21 protein-coding genes are annotated in these 25812 nt (G+C 69.0%); 10 read left to right on the top strand and 11 right to left on the bottom strand.

What is annotated here, in order from left to right; translation table 11 throughout:
- Positions 1-98: 98 nt before the first annotated feature.
- Positions 99-1229: a DNA polymerase III subunit beta gene (gene dnaN / locus ACZ5CW_RS28535; protein WP_468606246.1), complete on the bottom strand. Its 1131-nt coding sequence runs from the start codon at positions 1227-1229 to the stop codon at positions 99-101.
- A gap of 1068 nt (positions 1230-2297) precedes the next feature.
- Complete coding sequence (gene dnaA / locus ACZ5CW_RS28530) at positions 2298-4250, bottom strand: chromosomal replication initiator protein DnaA (protein ID WP_468606244.1); 1953 nt, start codon at positions 4248-4250, stop codon at positions 2298-2300.
- A gap of 398 nt (positions 4251-4648) precedes the next feature.
- Between dnaA and rpmH the strand changes: the two genes are divergently transcribed.
- From rpmH to ACZ5CW_RS28485, 9 genes are all read left to right on the top strand, one after another.
- Positions 4649-4786, top strand: coding sequence for a 50S ribosomal protein L34 (gene rpmH / locus ACZ5CW_RS28525; protein WP_008746848.1), 138 nt, complete (start codon positions 4649-4651; stop codon positions 4784-4786).
- Between the two features lie 21 nt (positions 4787-4807).
- The gene (rnpA, locus tag ACZ5CW_RS28520) at positions 4808-5179 is read left to right on the top strand and encodes a ribonuclease P protein component (protein WP_079173071.1); all 372 of its coding nucleotides are present in this window, start codon (positions 4808-4810) and stop codon (positions 5177-5179) included.
- Positions 5176-5541 (top strand): membrane protein insertion efficiency factor YidD, encoded by a 366-nt coding sequence (gene yidD / locus ACZ5CW_RS28515; protein WP_468606241.1) that lies wholly within the window; start codon positions 5176-5178, stop codon positions 5539-5541. The genes rnpA and yidD overlap by 4 nt, the downstream gene beginning before the upstream one ends.
- Before the next feature lie 3 nt (positions 5542-5544).
- On the top strand, positions 5545-6816 hold the full coding sequence (yidC, locus tag ACZ5CW_RS28510; RefSeq protein WP_468606239.1) for a membrane protein insertase YidC: 1272 nt from the start codon (positions 5545-5547) through the stop codon (positions 6814-6816).
- Between the two features lie 15 nt (positions 6817-6831).
- A complete protein-coding gene (locus ACZ5CW_RS28505; RefSeq protein ID WP_468606237.1) occupies positions 6832-7344 on the top strand; it encodes a Jag family protein in 513 nt (170 codons plus the stop codon).
- Positions 7345-7465: 121 nt separating this feature from the next.
- Positions 7466-8182: a 16S rRNA (guanine(527)-N(7))-methyltransferase RsmG gene (rsmG, locus tag ACZ5CW_RS28500; protein WP_468606235.1), complete on the top strand. Its 717-nt coding sequence runs from the start codon at positions 7466-7468 to the stop codon at positions 8180-8182.
- 344 nt (positions 8183-8526) lie between these two features.
- Positions 8527-9600, top strand: coding sequence for a ParA family protein (locus ACZ5CW_RS28495; protein WP_468606306.1), 1074 nt, complete (start codon positions 8527-8529; stop codon positions 9598-9600).
- Entirely contained in the window at positions 9597-10697 is a 1101-nt protein-coding gene (locus ACZ5CW_RS28490) for a ParB/RepB/Spo0J family partition protein (protein ID WP_468606233.1), read from the top strand. The genes ACZ5CW_RS28495 and ACZ5CW_RS28490 overlap by 4 nt, the downstream gene beginning before the upstream one ends.
- A gap of 322 nt (positions 10698-11019) precedes the next feature.
- Positions 11020-11637, top strand: coding sequence for a GNAT family N-acetyltransferase (locus tag ACZ5CW_RS28485; protein ID WP_468606231.1), 618 nt, complete (start codon positions 11020-11022; stop codon positions 11635-11637).
- A gap of 125 nt (positions 11638-11762) precedes the next feature.
- Here the strand turns inward: ACZ5CW_RS28485 and trxA are convergent, their stop codons facing one another.
- From trxA to ACZ5CW_RS28450, 7 genes are all read right to left on the bottom strand, one after another.
- Positions 11763-12095, bottom strand: coding sequence for a thioredoxin (trxA, locus tag ACZ5CW_RS28480; RefSeq protein ID WP_393739944.1), 333 nt, complete (start codon positions 12093-12095; stop codon positions 11763-11765).
- 49 nt (positions 12096-12144) lie between these two features.
- Entirely contained in the window at positions 12145-13116 is a 972-nt protein-coding gene (gene trxB, locus ACZ5CW_RS28475) for a thioredoxin-disulfide reductase (RefSeq protein WP_468606228.1), read from the bottom strand.
- Positions 13117-13267: 151 nt separating this feature from the next.
- Positions 13268-14203 (bottom strand): anti-sigma factor family protein, encoded by a 936-nt coding sequence (locus ACZ5CW_RS28470; RefSeq protein WP_468606226.1) that lies wholly within the window; start codon positions 14201-14203, stop codon positions 13268-13270.
- Positions 14200-14925: an RNA polymerase sigma factor SigM gene (sigM, locus tag ACZ5CW_RS28465; RefSeq protein WP_468606224.1), complete on the bottom strand. Its 726-nt coding sequence runs from the start codon at positions 14923-14925 to the stop codon at positions 14200-14202. The genes ACZ5CW_RS28470 and sigM overlap by 4 nt, the downstream gene beginning before the upstream one ends.
- Positions 14926-14946: 21 nt before the next feature.
- On the bottom strand, positions 14947-16650 hold the full coding sequence (locus tag ACZ5CW_RS28460) for a protein kinase family protein (protein WP_468606222.1): 1704 nt from the start codon (positions 16648-16650) through the stop codon (positions 14947-14949).
- 118 nt (positions 16651-16768) lie between these two features.
- Entirely contained in the window at positions 16769-19129 is a 2361-nt protein-coding gene (gene murJ / locus ACZ5CW_RS28455; protein ID WP_468606220.1) for a murein biosynthesis integral membrane protein MurJ, read from the bottom strand.
- A 45-nt stretch (positions 19130-19174) separates the two neighbouring features.
- The gene (locus ACZ5CW_RS28450) at positions 19175-21547 is read right to left on the bottom strand and encodes a DUF6049 family protein (RefSeq protein ID WP_468606218.1); all 2373 of its coding nucleotides are present in this window, start codon (positions 21545-21547) and stop codon (positions 19175-19177) included.
- A gap of 256 nt (positions 21548-21803) precedes the next feature.
- On the opposite strand from ACZ5CW_RS28450, the gene ACZ5CW_RS28445 reads away from it, so the two are divergent.
- Positions 21804-23246, top strand: coding sequence for a CCA tRNA nucleotidyltransferase (locus ACZ5CW_RS28445; protein WP_468606216.1), 1443 nt, complete (start codon positions 21804-21806; stop codon positions 23244-23246).
- A 103-nt stretch (positions 23247-23349) separates the two neighbouring features.
- Here ACZ5CW_RS28445 and ACZ5CW_RS28440 read toward each other — a convergent pair whose 3' ends face one another.
- Positions 23350-24612, bottom strand: a complete 1263-nt coding sequence (locus ACZ5CW_RS28440; RefSeq protein ID WP_468606214.1) for an MFS transporter — start codon at positions 24610-24612, stop codon at positions 23350-23352.
- A 101-nt stretch (positions 24613-24713) separates the two neighbouring features.
- Complete coding sequence (locus tag ACZ5CW_RS28435; RefSeq protein ID WP_468606212.1) at positions 24714-25796, bottom strand: inositol-3-phosphate synthase; 1083 nt, start codon at positions 25794-25796, stop codon at positions 24714-24716.
- Between the last annotated feature and the right edge of the window lie 16 nt (positions 25797-25812).

The following is a 25812-nucleotide window of genomic DNA, read 5'->3' as shown; positions in this document are numbered from 1 at the left end:
ACCCACCTGACCTGCGACTTCGCGTCGCCGTAGCTGCGGGACCACAGTGCCGGGCACCCACAGGGGACACCCGGCACTGTGCACAGCTGTGGACAACGTCAGCCGCTGAGGCGCACCGGCATGATCAGGTACTTGTACGCGTCGTCCGCCTCGGCATCCAGCGCCGGCTTCCCGCTGAGCAGCGCCGGCTTCGTGGACGTCGTGAACGACAGCTGGGCCACCGGAGAGTCGATCGCGCTCAGACCGTCCAGAAGGAACGTCGGGTTGAAGGCGATCGAGATGTCGTCGCCCTCCAGCTGGGCGTCGACCCTTTCCACAGCCTGTGCGTCGTCGCTGGAGCCGGCCTCCAGGATCAGCACGCCCTGCTCGAAGCTCAGCCGCACCGGAGTGTTCCGCTCGGCCACCAGCGCCACACGCTTGACGGCCTCCACGAAGGGCGCCGTCTCGATCACGGCGACGGAGTTGAACTCGGTCGGGAACAGCGTGCGGTACTTCGGCAGGTCGCCCTCGAGCAGCCGCGTGGTCGTACGGCGGCCCGCGCCCTCGAAGCCGATCAGGCCCTCGCCCGCGCCCGAGCCGGACAGCGCCAGCGTGACGCTGTCCCCGGCCCCGAGGGACTTGGCGGTGTCCAGCAGCGTCTTGGCGGGGACCAGGGCGACCGCGGAGGCGTCCGGGTTCTCCGGCTTCCACAGGAACTCGCGGACCGCGAAGCGGTAGCGGTCGGTGGAGGCCAGGGTGACCGTGTCGCCCTCGATCTCGATGCGCACACCGGTGAGCACGGGGAGCGTGTCGTCACGGCCGGCCGCGATGGCCACCTGGGAGACGGCGGCGGCGAAGACCTCGCCGGGCACGGTGCCCGTCGCGCTCGGCATCTGCGGCAGCGCCGGGTACTCCTCCACAGGCAGGGTGTGGAGGGTGAAGCGCGAGGAGCCGCAGACCACGGTCGCCCGTACACCGTCTGTGGAAATCTCCACCGGCCGGTTGGGGAGAGCGCGGGAGATGTCGGCGAGCAGGCGGCCGGAGACCAGCACCGTGCCCTCCTCCTCGACCTCGGCCTCGACGCTCACCTTCGCGGAGACCTCGTAGTCGAAGCTCGACAGGCTCAGCTGGCCGTCCTCGGCCTTCAGCAGCAGGCCGGCGAGGACAGGCGCCGGCGGACGGGCCGGGAGGCTGCGTGCAGCCCACGCCACTGCCTCCGCGAGTACGTCGCGTTCCACCCGGATCTTCACCGTAAGCCGCCTCCTGCTGTTGCTACTGAGTCCTCCGACTCGGTGTCACCGCCCACTGCGGAGGGAAGGACACCGGGGACCAGTCTGACGCACCGCGCTGACAGCAGGTGCCTGTCGGGGTCAAGTCGCTCCGAGGGGCAGCCGGGCTCGAGACGACGAGTTGTGCACAGGCCCCGCTTCGAAACGGATTCCCAGCTCTCTCTAGTCGGGAGTAGTAGTAGGGCCTGTGGATACCGTGGATAACCACGTTTTCCCAGCTCAGAGCCGAAATTTTATCCACTGGCCCTGTGGGCGGAGGCGGTGGACAACCAGGGGTGTCTGTGGAGAACAGAAAGTTCTGCACACACCGCCCACAGCCCGAGGGCAGTTCTCCCCAGCTGCGTCCCCAGGTTTACCCACGTTTCCCACACCCCAACCCGGCACCTTCGTGTGACGCCTTTCACTCGACGCGGTGAGCGAGTGCGTCGGGTTGCCGAACAGTGGACAGCCATGTGGAGAAGCCGGAGATCGCTGGGGACAACCGCGCCCAGCCTGTGGGCCGCCGGTGGACAACTTTGTGCACAGCCTGTGGATCTCCGCTTTGTCCACAGTCTGTGGAGATCGTTCGTCCACGATTCCACAGGCACTTGAGCTGGGCGGATGTCGTATGAACAGCCTCCCTGTGGATGCAGTTCGGGACAACTCCGCAGTCCCCAGCATGTGGACGGCAGAAAGTCACCGAATCTGTGGAGAGTGGCCGTAACCAGGCACGTAATCGAACACTCGGTGCCGAACGGGAAACACCGCACAGCCCGCGCGAGCCCTTCCGAACGGCCGCGGAAGCCGTCCCGGGGCCCCTTCCCCACAGCTGTGGGCGCCCTCCCGGCACCTCTCCGTGAGCGCGAGCGCGGCTCCGCGGGCCTCCGGGAAGCCCACAAGCCGGGACGCCCGCAAGCCGGGACGCCGGCAAGCGGGGACGCCGGCAAGCGGGGACGCCGGCAAGCGGGGACGCCGGGACGTCGGGAAGCCGAAGGGCGCCCTCGGGATCCGATCCCCAGGGCGCCCTTCGGCTCTCTCGTGCGGCCGGCGTCAGCCGTTCTTGATGCGGTTCGTCAGCTCGGTCACCTGGTTGTAGATCGAGCGCCGCTCGGCCATCAGCGCGCGGATCTTGCGGTCGGCGTGCATGACGGTCGTGTGGTCGCGGCCGCCGAACTGCGCGCCGATCTTCGGCAGGGACAGGTCGGTCAGTTCACGGCACAGGTACATGGCGATCTGCCGGGCGGTGACCAGCGCCCGCCCGCGCGAGGTGCCGCACAGGTCCTCCACCGTCAGCCCGAAGTAGTCCGCGGTGGCCGCCATGATCGCCGTCGCGGTGATCTCGGGGGCGCTGTCCTCGCCGCCGGGGATCAGGTCCTTCAGGACGATCTCGGTCAGGCCCAGGTCGACCGGCTGCCGGTTGAGCGAGGCGAACGCCGTCACCCGGATCAGCGCACCCTCCAGCTCACGGATGTTCCGAGAGATCCGGGAGGCGATGAACTCCAGCACCTCCGGCGGCGCGTTCAGCTGCTCCTGCACCGCCTTCTTGCGCAGGATCGCGATGCGCGTCTCCAGCTCGGGCGGCTGGACGTCGGTGATCAGGCCCCACTCGAAACGGTTCCGCAACCGGTCCTCCAGCGTGACCAGCTGCTTGGGCGGCCGGTCGCTGGAGAGCACGATCTGCTTGTTGGCGTTGTGGAGCGTGTTGAAGGTGTGGAAGAACTCCTCCTGCGTCGACTCCTTGTCCGCGAGGAACTGGATGTCGTCGACGAGCAGGATGTCCATCTCGCGGTAGCGCTTGCGGAAGCTGTCGCCCTTGCCGTCGCGGATGGAGTTGATGAACTCGTTGGTGAACTCCTCCGAGCTGACGTACCGCACGCGCGTGCCCGGGTAGAGGCTGCGCGCGTAGTGCCCGATGGCGTGCAGCAGGTGCGTCTTCCCGAGCCCCGACTCCCCGTAGATGAACAGGGGGTTGTACGCCTTCGCGGGCGCCTCGGCGACGGCCACCGCGGCCGCGTGCGCGAAGCGGTTGGAGGCGCCGATGACGAACGTGTCGAAGAGGTACTTCGGGTTCAGACGGGCCGTCGGCTCGCCGGGACCGCTCGCCGGGGCGGGCTGCGCGGCCGACGGACCGGGGGCACCGGCCGGAGGCACGTCCGGGCGGCCGTGCCCACCGCGGTGCGCCGGGCCGCCGCCCGCCGGCTGGTCGGGCCGCTCGCGGCGGACCGGGTCGCGCTGGTCGTACTCGGTCCGGCCCGCCTCGTACTCGGAGCGCCCCGGGTCGTAGTCCGGGCGGGGGGACTCGTAGTCCGCGCGCGGGCTGTCGTACTCGCCGCGCTGCTGCTCGTACGGCGGGCGGTCCATGCTCTGCGGGCGGTAGTCCTGGGACGGCGAGCCGTAGGAGTCGTGCCCGGAGCCGTAGGAGTCCTGGGACGACGGCGACGCGTACGGGTCGCGCTCCGGGAAGCCGAGCCGCGGCTGCTGCCAGCCGTACTCGTCCTGCGCCGGGCGCGGCCAGGCGCCGGGCTCGGGGCGCTGGTACTCGGAGGGGTACGCGGGGCGGGCCGTGGGGAGCTGGTCGCCGCGCGGCTGGGGCTCACCGCCCGGCAGCTGCTCCGGGGCGCGGTGCCGGCCGTAGCCCTCGTACGGGCCGGAAGGCAGCTCCGGCTCCTCGTAGCGCGGCTTGGGCGCCTGCTGCGCGGGGGGGGCCGCCGGGGCCGGCGGCTCGCCGGCGGAGTCGTCCACGGTGATGGCGATGCGGATGGGCCGACCGCACTCGCGGCTCAGGGTCTCGCTGACGATCGGAGCGAGACGGCCCTCGAGGACACCCTTCGCAAACTCGTTCGGTACGGCGAGCAGGGCGGTGTCCGCGACCAGCGCCAGCGGCTGGCAGCGACGGATCCAGTGTTCGTCCTTCGCCTCGACGCCTTGTCCGCGGCCCTCACCGAGGAGCTGCTCGAGTACTCGTGGCCACACTGCGGCAAGATCGGCAGGTACGTCAGCCACAGGGCACGCTCTCTCGCAGGTCCCACGAACGTGTGGTTGTGGGACGGGTTGGGATGGAATCCAGGTGGTGGGCGGGGGGCAATCCCGCTCGTGCGGGGGACAAGGGAACGAATCGGAGTCCAGCCACGGTAGTCAGCGCGGCGGGTACGGTTCAAGTTGTTGTCCCCAGCCTGTGGACAGTGTCCCTCGATGCCCCCCGGTTTGACCGGATGGCGCAGCCCCGCGTACCGTAACCAGGTCGAGTTGTCGATGGCTGCTGCCGCCTGCCTCCGATGGGCACAGGTCACTTCAGGTGATCGGGAAGCGGTGCACTCGGGCGTGACGCGAGCTACTCGTGGGCGCACGGTGACAGCCAGGACGGCACCCCGCCAACCATCGATTCTTTCTGGAGCCCCCGAGTGAGCAAGCGCACTTTCCAGCCGAACAACCGTCGTCGCGCGAAGACCCACGGCTTCCGGCTGCGTATGCGGACCCGTGCCGGCCGCGCGATTCTCGCGTCCCGCCGTACCAAGGGTCGCGCCCGCCTGTCCGCCTGATCCCGATCAGGTCATGACGTCGTGCTGCCCACCGAGAACCGGCTGAGGCGGCGCGAGGACTTCGCGACCGCGGTACGACGAGGTCGTCGGGCAGGCCGTCCGACCCTCGTCGTCCACCTTCGTAGCGGTGCCACGGACCCGCACGCGCCAGGGGAGAGCGCTCCCCCGACGCGTGCGGGTTTCGTCGTGAGCAAGGCTGTGGGTGGTGCGGTCGTGCGCAACAAAGTGAAGCGCAGACTGCGTCATCTGATGCGTGACCGAGTCGCCCTGTTTCCCCCCGGTAGCCTGGTAGTCGTACGAGCGCTGCCCGGATCGGGCGACGCAGACCACGCACAGCTGGCCCGAGACCTGGATGCCGCCGTTCAGCGGCTGCTGGGAGGGGGCGCGCGATGAAGTACCCACTACTGGCTCTGATCAAGCTGTACCAGTGGACGATCAGTCCGCTGCTCGGGCCGGTGTGCAAGTACTACCCGTCGTGCTCCCACTACGGCTACACGGCCATCGACCGGCACGGTGCGATCAAGGGAACGGCGCTCACCGCCTGGCGCATCCTCCGGTGTAATCCGTGGTCGCTAGGCGGTGTGGACCATGTTCCGCCGCGCAAGCGCCCGCGGTGGCACGAAATGCTGCGTAACGCTTGGCGCGCACGCAGGGGCGGGCCCTCCGCCGCCGAACCGGCCACCGAAGAGAAGCTCTCTTCCGAGCTTCCTCCGAGCCCGGCCGCAGAGACCTCGTCCCATGCCCAAGGAGCATGATTAGTGGACACGATTGCCAGCCTCTTCAGCTTCATCACGACACCCGTTTCATGGGTCATCGTCCAGTTCCACACCGTGTACGGCGCCATCTTCGGCCCTGACACCGGGTGGGCCTGGGGCCTGTCCATCGTGTCCCTGGTGATCCTGATCCGCATCTGCCTGATCCCGCTCTTCGTGAAGCAGATCAAGGCGACCCGGGCCATGCAGACGCTCCAGCCCGAGATGAAGAAGATCCAGGAGCGTTACAAGAACGACAAGCAGCGTCAGTCCGAAGAGATGATGAAGCTGTACAAGGAGTCGGGTACCAACCCGCTCTCCTCGTGCCTTCCCATCCTGGCGCAGTCCCCGTTCTTCTTCGCCCTGTACCACGTGCTCAACGGCATCGCGTCCGGCGACACGATCGGCGTCATCAACGAGTCGCTGCTGGAGAGCGCCCGTAAGGCGCACATCTTCGGGGCTCCGCTCGCCGCGAAGTTCAAGGACAGCTCCAGCACGATCGAAGCGCTGGGCGCCTCGGTCACCGACGTCCGCGTCGTGACCGTGGTCATGATCGTCCTGATGTCGGCGTCGCAGTTCTACACGCAGCGCCAGCTGATGACGAAGAACGTCGACACCACGGTGAAGACGCCGTTCATGCAGCAGCAGAAGATGCTGATGTACGTCTTCCCCATCATGTTCGCCGTCTTCGGCATCAACTTCCCGGTCGGTGTCCTCATCTACTGGCTGACCACCAACGTGTGGACCATGGGCCAGCAGATGTACGTCATCCACAACAACCCCACCCCGGGTTCCAAGGCCCAGGCCGCCTACCTGGAGCGTCTGACCAAGCACGTCACGCACCACGGCAAGATCCGTCGCCGGAGTGAGAAGACCATCGTCAAGGCGATCGTCGCCAAGGGCCGCGACCGCAACGAGTCCGAGCGCAAGTTCATCAACTCCCTGAACAAGGCCGGCCTGGCTGCCCAGGCCGACGGCAGTGTGGTGCAGAGCACGGCCCAGGCCACGGCGCAGACCGAGGACGGCGCGACCACCGCGACGGCCACCGCCGCGGCCCGGCGCCAGCAGCCCAAGCGCCAGTCCAAGTCTCAGCGTCAGTCCGGCGGGCCCAAGCAGGCGGGCGACTCCCCTTCTCTGGAGAAGTCCGACGAGCCGCAGGACGCCAAGCCCGCCGCTGCCCAGCAGCCGCAGAAGCCCGGCTCCGGCACCCGTAGCAAGGCCCAGTCCGGCCAGCGCAAGGGTGGCCCGCAGCGGCCCAAGTCCCCGTCCAAGAAGTAAGAAGGAGCCCATCCCGTGACGGAAGGCACCACCTCCGCCGCTGCCGAGGGTGCAGACACCCTCACCCGCCTGGAGCAGGAGGGTGAGATTGCGGCGGACTACCTGGAGGGTCTGCTGGACATCGCCGACCTCGACGGCGACATCGACATGGACGTCGAGGCCGACCGCGCCTCCGTGTCGATCATCAGCGACACCGGCAGCCGCGACCTGCAGAAGCTGGTCGGCCGGGACGGCGAGGTGCTGGAGGCGCTGCAGGAGCTGACGCGTCTGGCCGTGCACCGGGAGACCGGCGACCGCAGCCGGCTCATGCTGGACGTCGCGGGTTACCGGGCCAAGAAGCGGGCCGAGCTGTCCGAGCTGGGCGCCAAGGCCGCCGCCGAGGTGAAGAGCACCGGCGAGCCGGTGAAGCTCAAGCCGATGACCCCCTTCGAACGCAAGGTCGTGCACGACGCGGTCAAGACCGCGGGGCTGCGCAGTGAGTCCGAGGGCGAGGAGCCGCAGCGCTTCGTCGTCGTGCTTCCCGCCTGATCGGAACCCCACACGTTCCACCGGCCCCGTCTGTTGAGCAGACGGGGCCGAACTTTGTCAGCCTGATAGTTCTGGTGGCCGGTGCGCGAAGCGCCGGCGCTGTACGGAAGGACGGTCCCCCGTGACGGAGGCAGCGGAGCTTCCCCCCGCGCCCGAAGAGGCTCGGGAAGTGTTTGGTGAGCGCTTCGCCGATGCGGTCCGCTACGCGGAGCTGCTCGCCGAGGCGGGCGTGCAGCGTGGCCTGATCGGGCCGCGGGAGGTGCCCCGCCTCTGGGAGCGGCACCTGCTCAACTGCGCGGTGCTCTCCGAGGCGGTCCCTGAGGGAGTGACGGTCTGCGATGTGGGCTCCGGAGCCGGGCTGCCGGGCATTCCGCTGGCCCTGGTCCGGGAGGACCTGAACATCACTCTGCTGGAGCCCCTGCTGCGGCGCACCAACTTCCTCACCGAGGTCGTCGAGCTGCTGGGACTGGACCATGTCACCGTGGTCCGCGGCCGCGCCGAGGAGGTCCTGGGCAAGCTGCCGCCCGTCCATGTGGTGACCGCCCGGGCCGTGGCCCCGCTGGACCGTCTGGCCGCCTGGGGCATTCCGCTGCTGCGCCCCTACGGTGAGATGCTCGCGCTCAAGGGCGACACAGCCGAGGAGGAGCTGAAGGCCGCGGCCACCGCGCTCAGCAAGCTCGGTGCGGTGGAGACGTCCATCCTGCATGTGGGTCAGGGCGTGGTGGATCCGATGTCCACCGTCGTCCGGGTCGAGGTCGGGGAGAGCCCGGGCGGTGTGCGCTTCGCGGCCAAGCGGGCGAAGGCAGCCCGGACGGGGCGGGCACGCAGGCGTCGCTGAGTGGGTCCGGCGCCCGGCAAGACGTCTTCATCATCCGTGCTGATCCGTCCTGACGGCGAGACGTACTCCACACAAGCTGCCAAACCTACGCAGGACGGAGTGTCGCGAGGTTTCGGTCGCCGCCGCTGTGCATCGTGTTTCACGTGAAACGTCGCTCACTGCTGCACGGCATCATCAGTCGCGGCCGCGCTGCTGCCGAACCTCGCGACCGGAAGCCTCTCGGATCACTAGGAGAGGGCACCGTTCCCCAGAGCAATCCGGCCCCTTCTCGAGTCACAGAGTTGTCCACAGAGGTGGATTTCTCCACAGAAGACCAGGCCTCACTGGTTCACGACCCCGAAGACATGGGAGGCTCTGTTCATTGCGAGCCTGAAGTCGAGGAGAGTGAATCCGTGCGGTCCGACGCCAACATCGCGGGACCGATGACCGATCCGGTCCCCGGTCCCCGTACCGAGTCGATGGGGGCGGATGTTTCACGTGAAACACCGCCCCCGATGGACGACACTCCCATCGGTCGTGCTGCCCAACTGGCGGTGGAGGCTCTCGGTCGCGCCGGCGAAGGCCTGCCACGACCGGAGCAGACCCGGCTCATCGTGGTCGCCAACCAGAAGGGTGGCGTGGGCAAGACGACGACGACCGTCAACCTTGCCGCTTCGCTGGCTCTGCACGGCGGCCGCGTCCTGGTGATCGACCTCGACCCGCAGGGCAACGCATCCACGGCTCTGGGGATCGACCATCACGCCGAAGTCCCCTCCATCTATGACGTGTTGGTGGAGAGTAAGCCGCTCGCCGAGGTCGTCCAGCCCGTGCCCGATGTCGAGGGCCTCTTCTGTGCGCCCGCCACCATCGATCTCGCCGGTGCGGAGATCGAGCTGGTGTCGCTCGTGGCCCGGGAGAGCCGGCTGCAGCGCGCGATCCAGGCATACGAGCAGCCGTTGGACTACATCCTCATCGACTGCCCGCCCTCGCTCGGCCTGTTGACGGTCAACGCGTTGGTCGCGGGTCAGGAGGTCCTCATCCCGATCCAGTGCGAGTACTACGCGCTGGAGGGGCTGGGACAGCTGCTGCGCAACGTGGACCTGGTGAGGGGGCACCTCAACCCCACGCTGCATGTGTCGACCATTCTGCTCACCATGTACGACGGCCGGACGCGTCTTGCCTCGCAGGTCGCGGAAGAGGTGCGCACCCACTTCGGTGACGAGGTGCTGCGGACCAGCATTCCCCGCTCGGTCCGTATCTCCGAGGCGCCGAGCTACGGGCAGACGGTGCTGACTTACGATCCAGGTTCGAGTGGCGCGCTCTCCTACCTTGAGGCTGCCCGAGAAATCGCGCTGAGGGGCATCGGTATCAGCTATGACGCGAGCCAGGCCCATATCGGCGTCCAGAACGACCCGAGCATGGTGGAGGGGATCCAGTGAGTGAGCGACGGAGGGGGCTGGGCCGTGGACTCGGCGCGCTGATCCCCGCTGCACCGACCGAGAAGACGCCGGCTTCGACGGCGATGGGGGGCGGAGCCCCCACCTCCCCCGCGGCCGTGCCGGTGCTGACGACCGACCGTGGTGTGGCTGCGGCAAAGGTGGCCACCCTGCCGCCCGTTTCGCAGGAAGCCGAGGTGCTGCCGGCGACCCCGGTCGTGGAGGCGTCCGCGTCTCCGGTAGGCGCCCACTTCGCTGAGATCCCCCTCGACGCCATCACACCCAACCCGCGTCAGCCGCGTGAGGTCTTCGACGAGGACGCTCTTCAGGAGCTGGTGACCTCCATCCAGGAGGTCGGTCTTCTGCAGCCCGTGGTGGTGCGGCAGCTGGGACCCGCCCGCTATGAGCTGATCATGGGCGAGCGGCGCTGGAGGGCCTGCCGCGAGGCCGGCCTGGAGGCCATCCCGGCTATCGTCCGGGCCACCGAGGACGAGAAGCTCCTTCTGGACGCGCTGCTGGAGAACCTGCACCGCGCGCAGCTGAACCCGATCGAAGAGGCCGCCGCCTACGATCAGCTGCTGAAGGACTTCAACTGCACACATGACCAGTTGGCCGACCGGATCGGGCGTTCCCGCCCGCAGGTCTCCAACACCCTGCGTCTGCTCAAGCTCTCGCCTACCGTCCAGAAGCGGGTGGCCGCCGGAGTGCTCTCGGCCGGCCATGCCCGGGCGCTGCTGTCCGTGGAGGACTCGGAGGAGCAGGACCGGCTGGCGCACCGCATCGTGGCCGAGGGGCTGTCGGTGCGGACAGTGGAAGAGATCGTGACGCTGATGGGCTCGCGGCCTCAGAGGTCCTCGCGCTCGAAAGGCCCCCGGGCTGGTTCCGTGCCCTCCCCGGCGCTGAACGAGCTTGCCACCCGGCTCTCGGACCGCTTCGAGACGCGGGTGAAGGTCGAGCTGGGCCAGAAGAAGGGCAAGATCACCGTCGAGTTCGCCTCCCCGGACGACCTGGAGCGGATCCTCAGCACGCTCGCCCCCGGCGAGCGACTGGCTCTCCAGAAGGCGTCGAGGGAAGACGAGTCGGAAGAGACGGACGACTGATCCTCAGGCGGTACCGCCCAGTTGTACCGAGGAGCGGGCCGTGTCCGGTGTGCACCGAAACACGGCCCGCTCTTTGCTTTGAGGCGGTATCGAGTGAATCGCATCGTGGATACGATGCGATCAGGTATGGCACATCCACCGGACAGCATCTGCATCTCTGAGTGGGGAGTCGGGCCATGCGATCGATGAGCCGCACCGGACTGGTGAGCGCGGGTCTGAGCCTTGGAGCGGTCGGCGGATTCGTCGGCAGCCTGCTCAGGGAACGCAGCGCTCTGACAGCCGCTCGCGATGCGGCGGGCGAAGGAAGCGAGGAACAGCCTTCATGGGGCGTCGGCTCGTGCCGCTCACGCTGGACAACCTTCAGGACCTCCCCCAGCGCTGTCGGGCGTGCGTCTTCTGGGAGCTGGACCCCGTCAGCGGCGAAGCGGCGGTGAAGGCCGGCAGGTCCGCGCTGGAGAAGGAGTCCTGGATCTCTGCCGTCCTGCTGGACTGGGGGTCGTGCGGCCGTGTGGCGTACGTCGATGATGTCCCGGTGGGGTTCGTGCTCTACGCACCGCCGGCCTATGTCCCGCGCTCGACGGCCTTTCCGACGAGCCCGGTGTCACCGGACGCCGTACAGCTGATGACGGCCTTCATCATGCCCGGCTATCAGGGGCAGGGGCTGGGCCGGGTGCTGGTGCAGACGGTCGCCAAGGATCTGCTGCGCCGGGGCTTCAAGGCGGTCGAGGTCTTCGGAGACGCCCGCTGGAAGGAACCCGCCTGTCTGCTGCCCGCCGATCATCTTCTGGCCGTGGGCTTCAAGACGGTCCGACAGCATCCGACGTATCCCCGATTGCGGTTGGAGCTGCGGTCGACGCTCTCCTGGAAGGAAGACGTGGAGATGGCGCTCGACCGGCTCCTGGGAGCAGTTCAGAAAGAGCCGGCACTGAGACCGCTGTAGCGGTCGCCGGGCCGGCGGCAGCCGAGTGCCACAAGCGAATGGGCCAACCCCAAGGGGTTGGCCCATTCGTGTTTCACGTGAAACATGCGCCGCCGCCCGGCGACGACACCGCTTGGCTCTACGCCTTACTCGGCGATGAACTCTTCCAGGTCGCGGACGATCGCGGCCTTGGGCTTGGCGCCGACGATGGTCTTGGCGACCTCACCGGCCTGGTAGACGTTCAGGGTCGGGATGGACATGACGCCGTACTTGGCGGCCGTGCCCGGGTTCTCGTCGATGTTGAGCTTGACGATCTCGATCTTGTCGCCGTACTCGGCCGCGATCGCCTCCAGCGACGGAGCGATCTGGCGGCACGGGCCGCACCAGGCGGCCCAGAAGTCCACCAGGACGGGCTTGTCGCTCTTAAGGACGTCCTGCTCGAAGGTATCGTCGGTCACATTCTTCAGGGTGCCGGCCACTGCGGGCTCCTAGTCTTGATCGTGTGGTGGGGCGGGGAGAGAAGGAAGGTCAGACGGCGGCGGTCTTCTCGGGCTCCGCCTTGTCCTCGTCCGCGAGAGCGGCGAGGAAGCGCTCGGCGTCCAGAGCGGCGGAGCAGCCGGTGCCGGCCGCGGTGATCGCCTGGCGGTAGGTGTGGTCGACCACGTCACCGGCGCCGAAGACACCCGTCACGTTGGTGCGCGTGGACGGAGAGTCGACCTTCAGGTAGCCCTCCTCGTCCAGGTCCAGCTGGCCCTTGAACAGCTCGGTGCGGGGGTCGTGGCCGATCGCGATGAACAGGCCGGTCACGGGCAGGTCGGACAGCTCGCTGGTCTTGACGTTGCGCAGCTTCAGGCCGGACAGCTTCTGCTCGCCCTGGACCTCGGCGACCTCGCTGTCCCAGACGAACTTGATCTTCGGGTCGCCGAAGGCACGCTCCTGCATCGCCTTGGAGGCCCGCAGCGTGTCCCGGCGGTGGACGACGGTCACGGACTTGGCGAACCGCGAGAGGAAGGTGGCCTCCTCCATCGCGGTGTCACCGCCGCCGATCACGGCGATGTCCTGGTCCTTGAAGAAGAAGCCGTCACAGGTGGCACACCAGGAGACACCGCGGCCCGAGAGCGCGTCCTCGTTCGGCAGACCCAGCTTGCGGTGCTGGGAACCGGTGGTGACGATGACGGCCTTCGCCTGGTGGACCGTACCCGCGGTGTCGGTGACGGTCTTGATCTCACCGGCCAGGTCGACGGAGACGATGTCGTCCGGAATCAGCTCGGCGCCGAACCGCTCGGCCTGAGCGCGCATGTTGTCCATGAGTTCGGGACCCATGATGCCGTCGCGGAAGCCCGGAAAGTTCTCCACCTCGGTGGTGTTCATCAGCGCACCACCAGCGGTGACGGCGCCCTCGAACACCAAGGGCTTCAGCGACGCGCGCGCGGTGTACAGCGCGGCCGTGTAGCCGGCGGGCCCGGAGCCGATGATGATCACGTTACGGACGTCGCTCACGGCTTGATTCCTCGTCTCTGGTCTGTGTCAGTCGACCGGTGGGAGCGCCTTTCGGCGCTCTCACCCCACCCAACGGATCCTACGGGGCCAGCATTCCCGAAGTGTCCGGGCACACGCTTGGCCGAGTGGGACCGACGGAGCGCTTGCAGACTCAGGGACGGGCGTAGGACTGCTTCAGTAGAACCTTGCCGGCGGAGGCAGGCTGCTGACGGACGCAGGCCGCGTCGATGACGTAGGCCGTGACACGCGTGCTGTCCTTGGAGTCCGGCACCACGACCAGGTACGCGGCCCTCCCGTCGTAGGTTCCCGTCTTGGCGCCCAGGACGGCGTCGCTCCGACGGAGCGCCTCCCGAACGCAGTCAGGGACGGCGGTGTCCGTCTGGATCAGGGTGTTCGCGCTCGGGGTAGAGCCCGGGCTGGTCTGCTGAGTCCCGACGTCTCCTCCGGGCTGCAGGCTGTCGGTGTTCCGCCGCGTGTCCTTCTTAGTGGCGAGGAGAGACTTCACCTGGCTCTGGACGCTGTTGCCCGAGAAGGGCCCGGCGGAAGGGGTCTGCTGCCCGTGCGCGGTCGTGTCGCCGGAGTGGTCGCCGAACGACTGCAGGACCAGGGACCCGGCCCCCAGGACGGCCGCGGTGAAGACGGCACCCAGGACCACACGCCTTCGGCGCCGACCGTGCTCGCGCCCCTTGCGTCCCGGGCCGGTCGTCGCCTGCGGACGTCCGGCCGGCCGATCCGCCGGCGCCGATGTTTCACGTGAAACACGACTCTCGTCGTCCTCGCGGGCGCGATCGGCCGAGTGAGTGACCGGCGCGTCCGTCATGTTCGGCGCGGAGGCACTGAGCAGTGCCTCCGCGGCCAGGGCGGCGTCGATGCGTCCGGCCATGTCGGCCGGCATGCGCTCCGTCTCCGGCGCGGATCCCAGCAGCTCCCGGATCTCTTCCAGCGAGGCATGGACGGCCGTGCACGCCTCACACGCCTCCAGGTGGCGCTGTATGTGCGTACTCCGGTCCGGAGGGAGCAGGCCTTCGGTGAGGTCGGAGATCTCCGCGACGTCCGGGTGCCCGGCCGTGTCTGTCGTGGAAGTCACGCTCGCCCACCTCCGCCCTTCACTACGGCTGGATCACTCGGTCCCGTGTCCTCGGGGTTCTCATCAGGAGACCCCGTTGCCGGTGGGACGGATGTCCCCGTCGCCCGGTTCCGTCCCGCGCCGGATTCTTTTCCGCCTCTGGCGCCCTCGGGGCGCAGGTGGGTGAGCAGGGGCAGCAGCTTGGCCCTGCCTCGGGCGCAGCGGCTCTTCACCGTCCCCGTCGGTACGTCGAGGATCCGCGCGGCCTCTGCCACGGGGTAGCCCTGCATGTCCACGAGCACCAGGGCGGCCCGCTGATCGTGCGGGAGGGTGCCGAGCGCCTCGAGGAGCTGGCGGTGGACGTCGTTCCGCTCGGCCGGCGCCGAGGCCGACTCGTGCGGCTCCAGCAGCTGCTCCAGCCGCTCGGTGTCGTCGACCGGCGCGGTCTTGCGTGAGGCCGCCTTGCGCGCCCGGTCCAGGCAGGCGTTCACCGTGATGCGGTGCAGCCACGTCGTGACAGCCGACTGCCCGCGAAAGGTGTGAGCGGCCCGGTAGGCCGACACCAGGGCGTCCTGAACCGCGTCAGCGGCCTCCTCGCGGTCTCCCAGCGTCCGCAGCGCGACCGCCCAGAGTCGATCCCGATGCCGCCGCACGATCTCACCGAAGGCCTCGGTATCGCCCCCCACATGGCGGGCGAGCAGCTCATCGTCCCGTACGTCGCCGTATCCGGCACCATCTGCCATCGGCCCCTCCCTGGGGGGAACCTAGCTGGTCACCTTGATATCGGCCACTCTGCCTCGCCATTTGCCGTCGTCCTGCTGCAAGGGCAGCTTGGTCAGCCACACGAGGAGGTACCGGGTCTTGAGGGCCTTGCCGGGCTTGAGTTCCACGGTCGACCCAGAACCCTGAGCAACCTTGGTGTAGGCGTCGAACGATGTCGGCTCCGAACCGGCGTCCGCACTTGCACTGCGGAGTTCCACCGAGGTGTCGCCCACGAACGTGACGGTCACCTTCCCGACCTGCTGGGCCTTGCCGAGGTCCAGGATGACGCCGACACCCGACTTCAGGTTGCCGAACTCCGGGCTCAGATAGAAGTCCGTCTGCCAGTACGTCGCCGTACTGCTGTCGTAGGCCTTCCCTATGTCGAGAGGCTTCTCGGACTGGTCCTTGCTGAACGGGTCGAAGTCACGGGCGCCACTGATGGCGATCGGCTTGCCGGACGCCGGCTTCTTCGGGCTCTTGTCGCCCTCGTCCTGCGTCTGCGTGTTGTTGGTGTCGTTCGACTTGTCGCCGTGGCCCATCAGCGCGTCCGCCAGCTGCCAGCTGCCGAGGCCGAGGGCGGCGATGAGGAGTGCCGACACCGCCCACTTCAGGGCCTTGCCGGTGCGGCTCTGCAGCGGCGGAGGCGGAGGCGTGATCGGCTGGGTGGCGCCAGAGTGCGGCGCCGGACGGCCGTAGGTGCCCTGCTGATAGGTCGTGCGCTGGTACTCGGGCGGGGCCGCGAACGCCGGCTCCGGCGGGCGGATGCGCGGCATCTCGCCGATCGCCTTCACCAGCTCCTCCGGCGTGGTGCACGCGGACTCGTGACGGGACGCGGTGGCCCCGTCGTTGACGAGTGCGCGCATGGCCAGTTCGGACAGGCCGCGGTGGACGCCCGCCCGCACCTGGTCCGGTGCGATGAGCCCGATGTCCTTGGGAAGGCCGGACAGACCGTACGCGTCGTTCTCGTACGGCCAGCGCTGGGTCAGCGCCGCGTACAGCAAGGCGCCGATCGCCTCGGTGTCGGTGCGCTGCGGGGTGTCGGAGCTGATGCCACGCAGCGCGGCGTTCACGGCGAGGCCGCGGATGCGCCACTGGCCCGTGGACGTGCGCAGGACGGCGTTCGGGTTCAGCCGCAGATGGGCCAGGCCTTCACGGTGCGCGGCGGCCATGGCGGAGGCGATCTGAGTGACCATCTGGTAGGCGTCGTGCGGCTCCAGCGGGCCGGCCGCGAGGAGCGGGGTCAGCTCCGTGGCGTCGGGCAGCCACTCGTGCACGACGTAGACGAGGTCGTTCTCCTCGACGGCGTCGAGCACCTGGACGAAGCGAGGGTCCCCGAGCAGCGCGGAGGAACGGGCGGCAGCCAGCACGGAACGGGCCCGAGCGTGGTCCGCGGGCAGGGTGTGGACGCCGACGGCACGACGGAGTTTCTCGTCGACCGCACGCCAACTGCTGAATCCGTCCAGACGGGTGACGCACTCCTCCAGGCGGTAGCGTCTGGCGAGCTTGTGACCGCTGTGCAGTTCGGGTGGGGCGGCCTTCTGCCCGGGACCTTCGATTCCGCCGCTCCCCTGCGCCTCTTCGCTGTCCGTGTCCCGCTCCGGGTTCTTGGCCACCCCGTCGGCCGTGGACTGGTCCGCCTTGGCGGTCAGCGGTTGCTCACCGCTGTTGTCTGCCACGTCGACGGCAGCCGTGCTCCGTTCCGCCACCGTCGTCCCTGCCTCCCCATCCGTTGCACGCTGTCCGACGCCGAAACCAATTGTGCCCACAGTCCGCCGCTATGCACGACACACGGCAGCGGACGATGGTTGTGCGCCTACCCCCGCCTCAGCGCCCCAGACGCCCGCGGACCATTCCCACGAGCGAGTTGAGTTCATCGATCCGCATCCGGCGGGCGGCGACGAAGAAGACACCGAGCAGTACAGCACCACCGACGATCAGGGCGGCGAAGGAGCCGACCACGCCTTGACCGAGAGTGTGCCCGATGCCGTAGCAGGCCGCGCCGCTGAGAAGGACCGCCGGCACCGAGGCGATGCCGAGCCGCGCGTAGGTGCGCAGCACCCGCGTCCCGTCCAGGTCACCGCCGAGCCGCTTGCGCAGCCGCCGCCAGGCGACGCCCACACCGATCGCGTAGGCCAGGCCGTATGAGGCGGCCATGCCGGCGACCGCCCAGCGGGACGGCAGCAGGAAGTAGCAGAGCGCGGAGGCACCCGCGTTGACCGCCGCCACGATCACGGTGTTGTAGAAGGGGGTGCGGGTGTCCTCGTAGGCGTAGAAGGCACGCAGGACGACGTACTGCACGGAGTACGGGATCAGGCCGAGGCCGAAGGCCATCAGCATGTAGCCCATGTTGACGGCCGAGCCGGTGCCCGCGGAACCGAAGATGAGCGTGCACATCGGGATGCCGAGCGAGAGGAAGCCGAAGGCGATGGGCACGATGGCGACCGCGGTGGTGCGCAGGCCCTGCGAGATGTCGTCGCGAACGGCACCGGCGTCGCCCTCGGCGGCCGAGCGCGACAGGCGCGGCAGCAGGGCGGCCATGAGGGACACCGTGATGATGGCCTGCGGCAGGCCCCAGATCAGCTGGGCGTTCGCGTAGGCGGCGAAGCCGGTGCCCTTGACGCCGGAGTCGTCGCCGGCGGCGGTGGACAGCTGGGTGACCACCATGGCGCCCGCCTGGTTGGCGAGGACGAACAGGACCGTCCACTTGGCGAGCATCGCGGCCTTGCCCAGGCCGTGGCCCTTCCAGTCGAACCGCAGCCGGATGCGGAAGCCGGTCTCGCGCAGGTAGGGGATCATCGCCAGCGCCTGCACGACGAGGCCGAGCAGCACACCGACACCGAGCAGTCGCTGCCCCTCCGGCGGGATGTTGGTGACGTCCATGTGGGAGTTGGCGGCGGAGCCGTAGACCCAGATGAACGCGCCGAGCGAGATGATGATGACGATGTTGTTCAGGACCGGGGTCCACATCATCGCGCCGAACTTCCCGCGCGCGTTGAGGATCTGACCCATCACCACGTGGACGCCCATGAAGAAGATCGAGGGCAGGAAGTAACGGGTGAAGGTGACCGCGACGTCGTTGGCCGCCGGGTTGTCGGCGATGGTGGGAGACAGCAACCGCACCAGCAACGGCGCGGCGTACATCGCGAGACCGGTGAGCGCGGCCAGCGCCACCATCACCAGGGTCAGCAGACGGTTGGCGAAGGCCTCGCCGCCGTCCTCGTCCTCCTTCATGGACCGCACCAGCTGCGGCACGAAGACCGAGTTGAGGCCGCCGCCGACGGTGAGGATGTAGATCATCGTCGGCAGCTGGTAGGCCACCTGGAAGGAGTCGGCGAGGAAGGCGAGTCCCAGCGCCGCGGCGATCAGCGCGGAGCGGATGAAGCCGGTGAGGCGGGAGACCATGGTGCCCGCCGCCATGACGGCACTGGACTTGAGCAGCCCGGCAGCCTTGCCGCCCTTCTTCGCCGGAGCGGCGGGAGCCTCGGGCTCCGCGGAGTGGAGCGCGCCGACCGGGTCCGGGGCCGCGGCCGGCGCGGGCACCGGCGGCTGCACCGGGTTGCCGGCGGCGTGGGGAGCGGACGGGTAGGAGGCCTCGGCGTAGGGGTGGCCCTGCTGCGGGCCCTGGCCGTACGACAGCGGGTACTGTCCCGCGCCTGCCTGCCCGTAGCCCGGCGCGGCGGCCGGTCCCGGGACGCCCGGGGGATCCATGGGCGTGTGCCCGCCGCTCTGCTGCTGGTCCTTGAAGAGGTGCGCGAAGGCGTCCGGCTCGTGGTACTCCTCGCCGGAGTGCGTCACCAGGTCGTCCACGCCCACGAACTGGGTGGTGCGCGGGTCGTCGCCGTAGGGCAGGTACTGGGTCGCGGCCTCCGGCTCCGGTGCCGGGGTCTGTGCCCACACGTGCGGGTCGGGGGCGTAGGGCGACGGGGCGGGCGGGGCGTACAGGGGCTGCTGCTGGTCGTAGGTGCCCGGGGGCGGTGGCGGGTGCGCGGCGCGGTCGTAGAGCGCCTCGGCGACCGGGTCCTGGGCGGTCAGGTCGTGCGCCCGGTAGGGGTCCTGCTCGTAGGCGTCCTGGAGGTACATGTCCGCCGTGTGCTGTGGCGGTACCTGGCCGGGCTCGGGCGGCGTCTCGGGGTAGCCCGAGCCGGCCGCGCCCTGGCCGCGTTCACCGTCGTACGGCGCGTTCATGCTTACCCCACCTCATCGTCCCGGGCCCACCGGCCACGACATCGCTCAACGGTCCACTCTCTCACCCGTCCCGGACGGGTCGGTGCTTTCCGGTGCGGTGTCCGGCGCAGGGTCACTCGGCTGCTCCGGGTCGTCTGCCCCGGAGCGGGAGTCGGACTCCTCCGGGAGACGGTCTCCGGGCGCCGTGGGGTTCCCGGGCTCGTCGGAGCCCTCCTCCTCCGTGCCGGAGTCGTCCTCCCCGGCCCGGCGGGCGGCGGCGCGCTTGCGCTGGGTGTACATCCGGAAGCCGGCGAGCACCAGGAGGAGCACACCGCCACCGATGACCAGCATCACCGTGGGCGTGACCTCGGTGACCTTCACGTCGAAGCTGACCGGCGAGCCGTACGCCCGGCCGTCCTCGGTGTACAGCTGGGCGATCACCGTGGCCCGGCCGTTGGCGTTGGCCGAGGTGGCGAACTTCACGGACTGGCTGTGCCCGCCGGAGACCTCCACGCGCTGCTCGGCGTAATCCTTGCCGCCGATCTTCAGGCGGGTCGGCATGGTCGAGGAGAGGCGCAGGACCAGATGTCCGACGGGCTGGACGAGGTTGTTCTGGACGGTCACCGGGATGGTGGCGCTGCGTCCGGAGAGCTTGGTCTCCGACTTGTCGATCAGCTTCACCTGGTCGGCGAGGTCGTCGAGCCATGCCTCCACGCCGCCCCGGTAGCTGTCCGCCTCCTGGATCCGGCCGCGCCACGACGTGGACATCTCACGGTTTATGGCCCGCCCGAACGGGGTCACCACCCGGGACTGGTCGGAGAGGATCACCTGGAAGTTGTCCAGCTTGTCCTGGGTACGCGCGATCTGCTCGAAGGTCGACCGAGGCAGCTCCTGCCGACGCAGCGAGGAGGGGTAGGCGGACCCCGAGGGGACGCGCGTGGTGGCGTCGGGATCGGGCTTGGCCTTGGCGGCGGCGGTGAGGTTCTGGGACTGGGTCCAGGCGCCGGCCTGGAGCGTCTTCAGGGCCGCCGCCATCGCCTGCGCCTGGCTCGCCGTGGGCGTGCGCTGGGGGGCGACGACGATGCTTCGCTGCTCGTCCGTCTGAGCGTTGACCTCGAGGCTCTGGGCCAGGAACTGCTGCACGGCGAGCGTGGCCGACCCCGCCTTCGTCAGATCACCCTCGAAGGCGGTGGACAGCCGGGCGTCGGAGACCACCGCGGTGGTGCCTCCGCCGACCGGGCGGGCTGCGGAGGGCGTGTACGACAGCCCTGCGGTCTCCTGGAGGCTGTCGCTGCGCGCGATCACCCGGTCCGCACCGGCGGAGGTGGCGACCTTCATGATCGACGGATCCACCGCCCCGTCCACCGGCCAGGCGTAGTCGGTGCTCGGTGTGACGTGGAGCACGGTCTTGACGGTGATGGCGGCGACCTCGGTGGCGTCCTTGAGATGGCTGAGCGAGCCGGTGACGCTGGTGCCCTTGTGCGCGAGGGAGGCCAGGTCCGGGTCGGCGAACGGCAGCGCGACGACCTCCTTGCCCGTCACCGCCTTCTGCAGGTTCGCCAGCCACTGCTTGGCGATCGCCTGATGTTCGCGGGAGCCGGGCGTGGTGGTGTCTCCGTCGCCCTGGAGCCGGTAGTTGCCCGCCGCCATCGCGTCGACCGAGGCCAGCAGGTCCGGGTCGATCACCCAGGTGATGTCGAGGTCCTTGCCCAGGTCCACCATCTGCGCCAGCCGGCCACCCGGAGCCAGCTCCTTGGCCAGGTCGTCGTTGCGGAACACCGGCGTCTGCTGCTCGCCGGCGCCCGTCTTGGCGGTCATGTGGACCGTGGAGAGGAGCGGCCACAGGAATGTCGTCCTGGTCCTGGTGTCGGCCTCGGAAGGCTGCCAGGGAAGGAACGTCCGCTGTATGCCGAGCACCTGCTCCCAGGGCCGGGCGGAGGTCTGGCCGGACAGGGAGACCCCGAACTCGTAGACGCCGTCGTCGCCGAGGTCGAGCTTGTCCACGGGGACCGCGATGCTGAAGTGCTCGGCGACGCCCGGGGACAGCTTGGCGAACTTCTCCACGTACTTGCCGCCGACCGCGGAGCCGATTCCGCTCTGCAGATCGTCGGGGTTCCTGGCGATGCCGTCGATGGCATCGCGGGTGTTCAGCATCGAGCCCACCCGCAGGTCCACGTGGGCCCCGGTGACGGCCTGCTTGCCGTTGTTGGTCACCGTGCCGGAGACGGTCAGCGTGTCACCGTCGCTGGGCGCGTTGGGGGTGAGCGTGTCCAGGACGACGGACACCGTGTCCGAGGAGGCGGCCTGAGCGGGCTCTGCGGCGGGCAGCTGGAGCAACCCGGCCAGCAGGGGCGCACCGGCGAGCATCGCGCCGGTGCGCCGCAGCCACCGGCGGGCAGGTGAGGCACTGGTCCCCTGGAAGTCAGCCGCCTCGGCCACGCGCTCGCCCGTCCCTCGTCGTCGTCAGTGGTCGTCGGAATGTGCGTCCACGCATGGTAACGATGCGCGCTGAGGGGAAGTGCCGCGGTCTCCTCCACAAGATCGAAGGACAACGGTGACCCGTCCTCTATATCCAGTATCGAGCGGAGAGCGGTCGTCCGCCGTAAGAGCAGCGCTTGCGCGGGTATGCAGGGAGCTGTCCGCGGCCCTCAATGGGGGCGCCCGCGGACGCGCGGGGCACGTACCCTCTTCTGTTGTGCCGAACCCCAACGAAGACACTCCCTCTGCCCTGAGCCAGGCGCAGCAGCGCGCGGTAGCCGAGCTGCTGCGGGTGGCCCCGGTCGCCGACGATCTCGCCCGCCGATTCCAGGAAGCCGGGTTCTCCCTCGCCCTGGTCGGCGGATCGGTCCGCGACGCGCTGCTCGGGCGGCTCGGCAATGACCTGGACTTCACCACCGACGCCCGTCCCGAGGACGTACTGAAGATCGTCCGGCCGTGGGCGGACGCCGTCTGGGAGGTGGGGATCGCCTTCGGCACCGTCGGCGCCCACAAGGGCGGCTATCAGATCGAGATCACCACCTACCGGTCGGAGGCCTACGACCGCACCTCGCGCAAGCCCGAGGTCGCCTACGGTGACTCCATCGAGGAGGATCTGGTCCGCCGGGACTTCACGGTCAACGCGATGGCCGTGGCGCTGCCGGAGAAGGACTTCATCGATCCTCACGGCGGCCTGGAGGATCTCGCGGCGCGGGTGCTGCGCACGCCGGGCACGCCCGAGGAGTCGTTCTCGGACGACCCTCTGCGGATGATGCGGGCCGCACGGTTCGCCGCCCAGCTGGACTTCGAGGTCGCGCCCGAGGTCGTCACCGCGATGACGGAGATGGCCGGGCGCATCGAGATCGTCTCCGCCGAGCGGGTCCGTGACGAGCTGAACAAACTGATCGTCTCCGCGTATCCACGCAAGGGGCTGACCCTGCTCGTCGAGACCGGGCTCGCCGATCATGTGCTGCCCGAGCTGCCGGCGCTGCGGCTGGAGAGTGACGAACACCACCGGCACAAGGACGTCTACGAGCACACGCTGATCGTCCTGGAGCAGGCCATCGCGCTGGAGGAGGACGGTCCGGACCTCACGCTCCGCCTGGCCGCCCTGCTGCACGACATCGGCAAGCCGCGTACGCGCCGCTTCGAGAAGGACGGCCGGGTCTCCTTCCACCACCACGAGATGGTCGGCGCCAAGATGACCAAGAAGCGCATGACCGCCCTCAAGTACTCCAACGAACTGGTGAAGGACGTCTCACGGCTCGTCGAACTTCACCTGCGCTTCCACGGCTACGGCACCGGGGAGTGGACGGACTCGGCGGTCCGGCGCTACGTCCGTGACGGGGGCCCGCTGCTGGACCGTCTGCACAAGCTGACCCGCTCCGACTGCACCACGCGTAACAAGCGGAAGGCGGCCGCGCTGTCCCGGGCCTACGACGGCCTGGAGGAGCGCATCGCCCAGCTTCAGGAGCAGGAGGAGCTGGACTCGATCCGACCGGATCTCGACGGCAACCAGATCATGGAGATCCTGGGTGTCGGCCCGGGCCCGGTCGTCGGCAAGGCGTACAAGCACATGCTGGAGCTGCGCCTGGAGAACGGACCCATGGAGCACGACGCCGCGGCCGCGGCGCTCAAGGAGTGGTGGGCCGGCCAGGACTGAGCCGAACCGGGGACGGGCGATGTTTCACGTGAAACACCTGCCCGCACCGACAGCGTCGAGGGGCGATGTTTCACGTGAAACATCGCCCCTCTTCCTTGCGGGCTCACCGTCGCTCGAAGCGTGCCAGGGCCACGGCGACTCCGCCGTAGATCAGGGAGACCAGTACCACCAGTACGGCCGAGCGGCCGTCCGGCGGAAGCATCAGGGCCGCCACTCCTGCCGCGCCGACGAACGCCATGTTGAAGAGGACGTCGTACACGGAGAAGATCCGGCCGCGGAAACCGTCGTCGACAGAGGACTGCACGATCGTGTCCGTGGCGATCTTGGCGCCCTGAGTGATCAGGCCCAGGAGGAAGGCCGCGATGAGGAGCGGCCCGACGGCGAACGGGAGGCCGAGGGCGGGTACCAGCACCGAGGCGGTGCCGGAACATACCAGGATCCAGCCGCCGGGTCCGAGCCGTCCCGCGGCCCACGGGGTCACCACGGCCGCCGCGAAGAATCCGGCACCGGACAGTGCCAGTGCCGTTCCCAGCAGGCGGAGTCCCTCCTCGGCGCTACCGGAGAGGGCGTAGCGGCACAGCATGAGCAGCAGGACGAGGAGCGCGCCGTAGCAGAACCGCATCAACGTCATCGCGGTCAGCGCCCAGGCCGCTGCCCTGCGGGGCGGGGCGGCCAGGTGGCGGACGGCGGCGAGCAGCTCGCGCGAGGTGTCGGCGAGTGCGATACCCAGGTGGGGCTGTGTCGGCTTCCGGTCGGGGCCGAGGAGTCCGGGGGCCATGCTCAGAGATGCGAGGGCCGCACACAGGTACAGGAACGCGCCCAGCAGGACCACCGCGGCGTCGGAGCCCGATGCCACGAGCCGTACGGCGAAGGCGAGGCCACCGCCGGCGGTCGCGGCGAGGGTTCCCGCCGTCGGCGACAGGGAGTTGGCCAGCACCAGGCGTTCGGTGTCGGTCACATGGGGCAGGGCGGCGGACAGGCCGGCGAGGACGAAGCGGTTGACGGCTGTGACGCACAGCGCGGAGACGTAGAAGAGCCAGTCCGGGACATGGCTGATCATCAGGACGGCGGTGGCCGCGGCCAGCAGGGCGCGCAGAAGGTTGCCGTACACGAAGATCTGCCGGCGACGCCAGCGGTCCAGCAGGACACCCGCGAACGGCCCGACCAGTGAGTAGGGAAGCAGCAGGACCGCCATCGCCGAGGCGATCGCGGTGGGCGAGGTCTGTTTCTCCGGGGAGAAGACGACGTACGCGGCGAGCGCGACCTGGTAGACGCCGTCGGCGCCCTGGGACAGGAGGCGGACGCACAGCAGGCGCCGGAAGTTCCGCAGGCGCAGCAGGACGCGCAGGTCACGGACGACGGGCATGGATCACACCCTCACACATGCGGAGGGTCCCCGGGTCGGAACCCGGGGACCCTCACCGCCCTGGCAGGAGCGTTCTCGTGCGAGCGACGGCTCTCCGCGCCTTAGCGCTCGACCTCGCCGCGGATGAACTTCTCGACGTTCTCGCGGGCCTCGTCGTCGAAGTACTGGACCGGCGGGGACTTCATGAAGTAGGAGGACGCCGACAGGATCGGGCCACCGATGCCGCGGTCCTTGGCGATCTTCGCGGCGCGCAGGGCGTCGATGATGACACCCGCGGAGTTCGGGGAGTCCCAGACCTCGAGCTTGTACTCCAGGTTCAGCGGGACGTCACCGAAGGCGCGGCCCTCGAGACGGACGTAGGCCCACTTGCGGTCGTCCAGCCAGGCGACGTAGTCGGACGGGCCGATGTGGACGTTCTTCTCGCCGAGGTCCCGGTCGGGGATCTGGGAGGTGACGGCCTGCGTCTTGGAGATCTTCTTGGACTCCAGGCGCTCGCGCTCGAGCATGTTCTTGAAGTCCATGTTGCCGCCGACGTTCAGCTGCATCGTGCGGTCGAGGATGACACCGCGGTCCTCGAACAGCTTCGCCATGACGCGGTGCGTGATGGTGGCGCCGACCTGGGACTTGATGTCGTCACCGACGATCGGCACACCGGCCTCGGTGAACTTGTCGGCCCACTCCTTGGTGCCGGCGATGAAGACCGGGAGGGCGTTGACGAAGGCGACCTTGGCGTCGATGGCGGCCTGGGCGTAGAACTTCGCCGCGTCCTCGGAGCCGACGGGCAGGTAGCAGACCAGGACGTCGACCTGCTTGTCCTTCAGGATCTGGACGACGTCGACCGGCTCGGCGTCGGACTCCTCGATGGTCTGGCGGTAGTACTTGCCGAGGCCGTCGAGGGTGTGGCCGCGCTGGACGGTGACACCGGTGGAGGGCACGTCGCAGATCTTGATGGTGTTGTTCTCGGAGGCGCCGATCGCGTCCGCGAGGTCGAGGCCGACCTTCTTGGCGTCGACGTCGAACGCGGCGACGAACTCGACGTCACGCACGTGGTAGTCGCCGAACTGCACGTGCATCAGGCCGGGGACCTTGGACGCCGGGTCGGCGTCCTTGTAGTACTCGACTCCCTGAACCAGCGACGCCGCGCAGTTGCCCACGCCGACGATGGCTACGCGAACCGAACCCATTCCGGTTGCTCCCTGT

The sequence above is a fragment of the Streptomyces sp. NPDC031379 genome, assembly GCF_055569615.1.
This window is presented reverse-complemented; position numbering and strand designations above follow the sequence as displayed.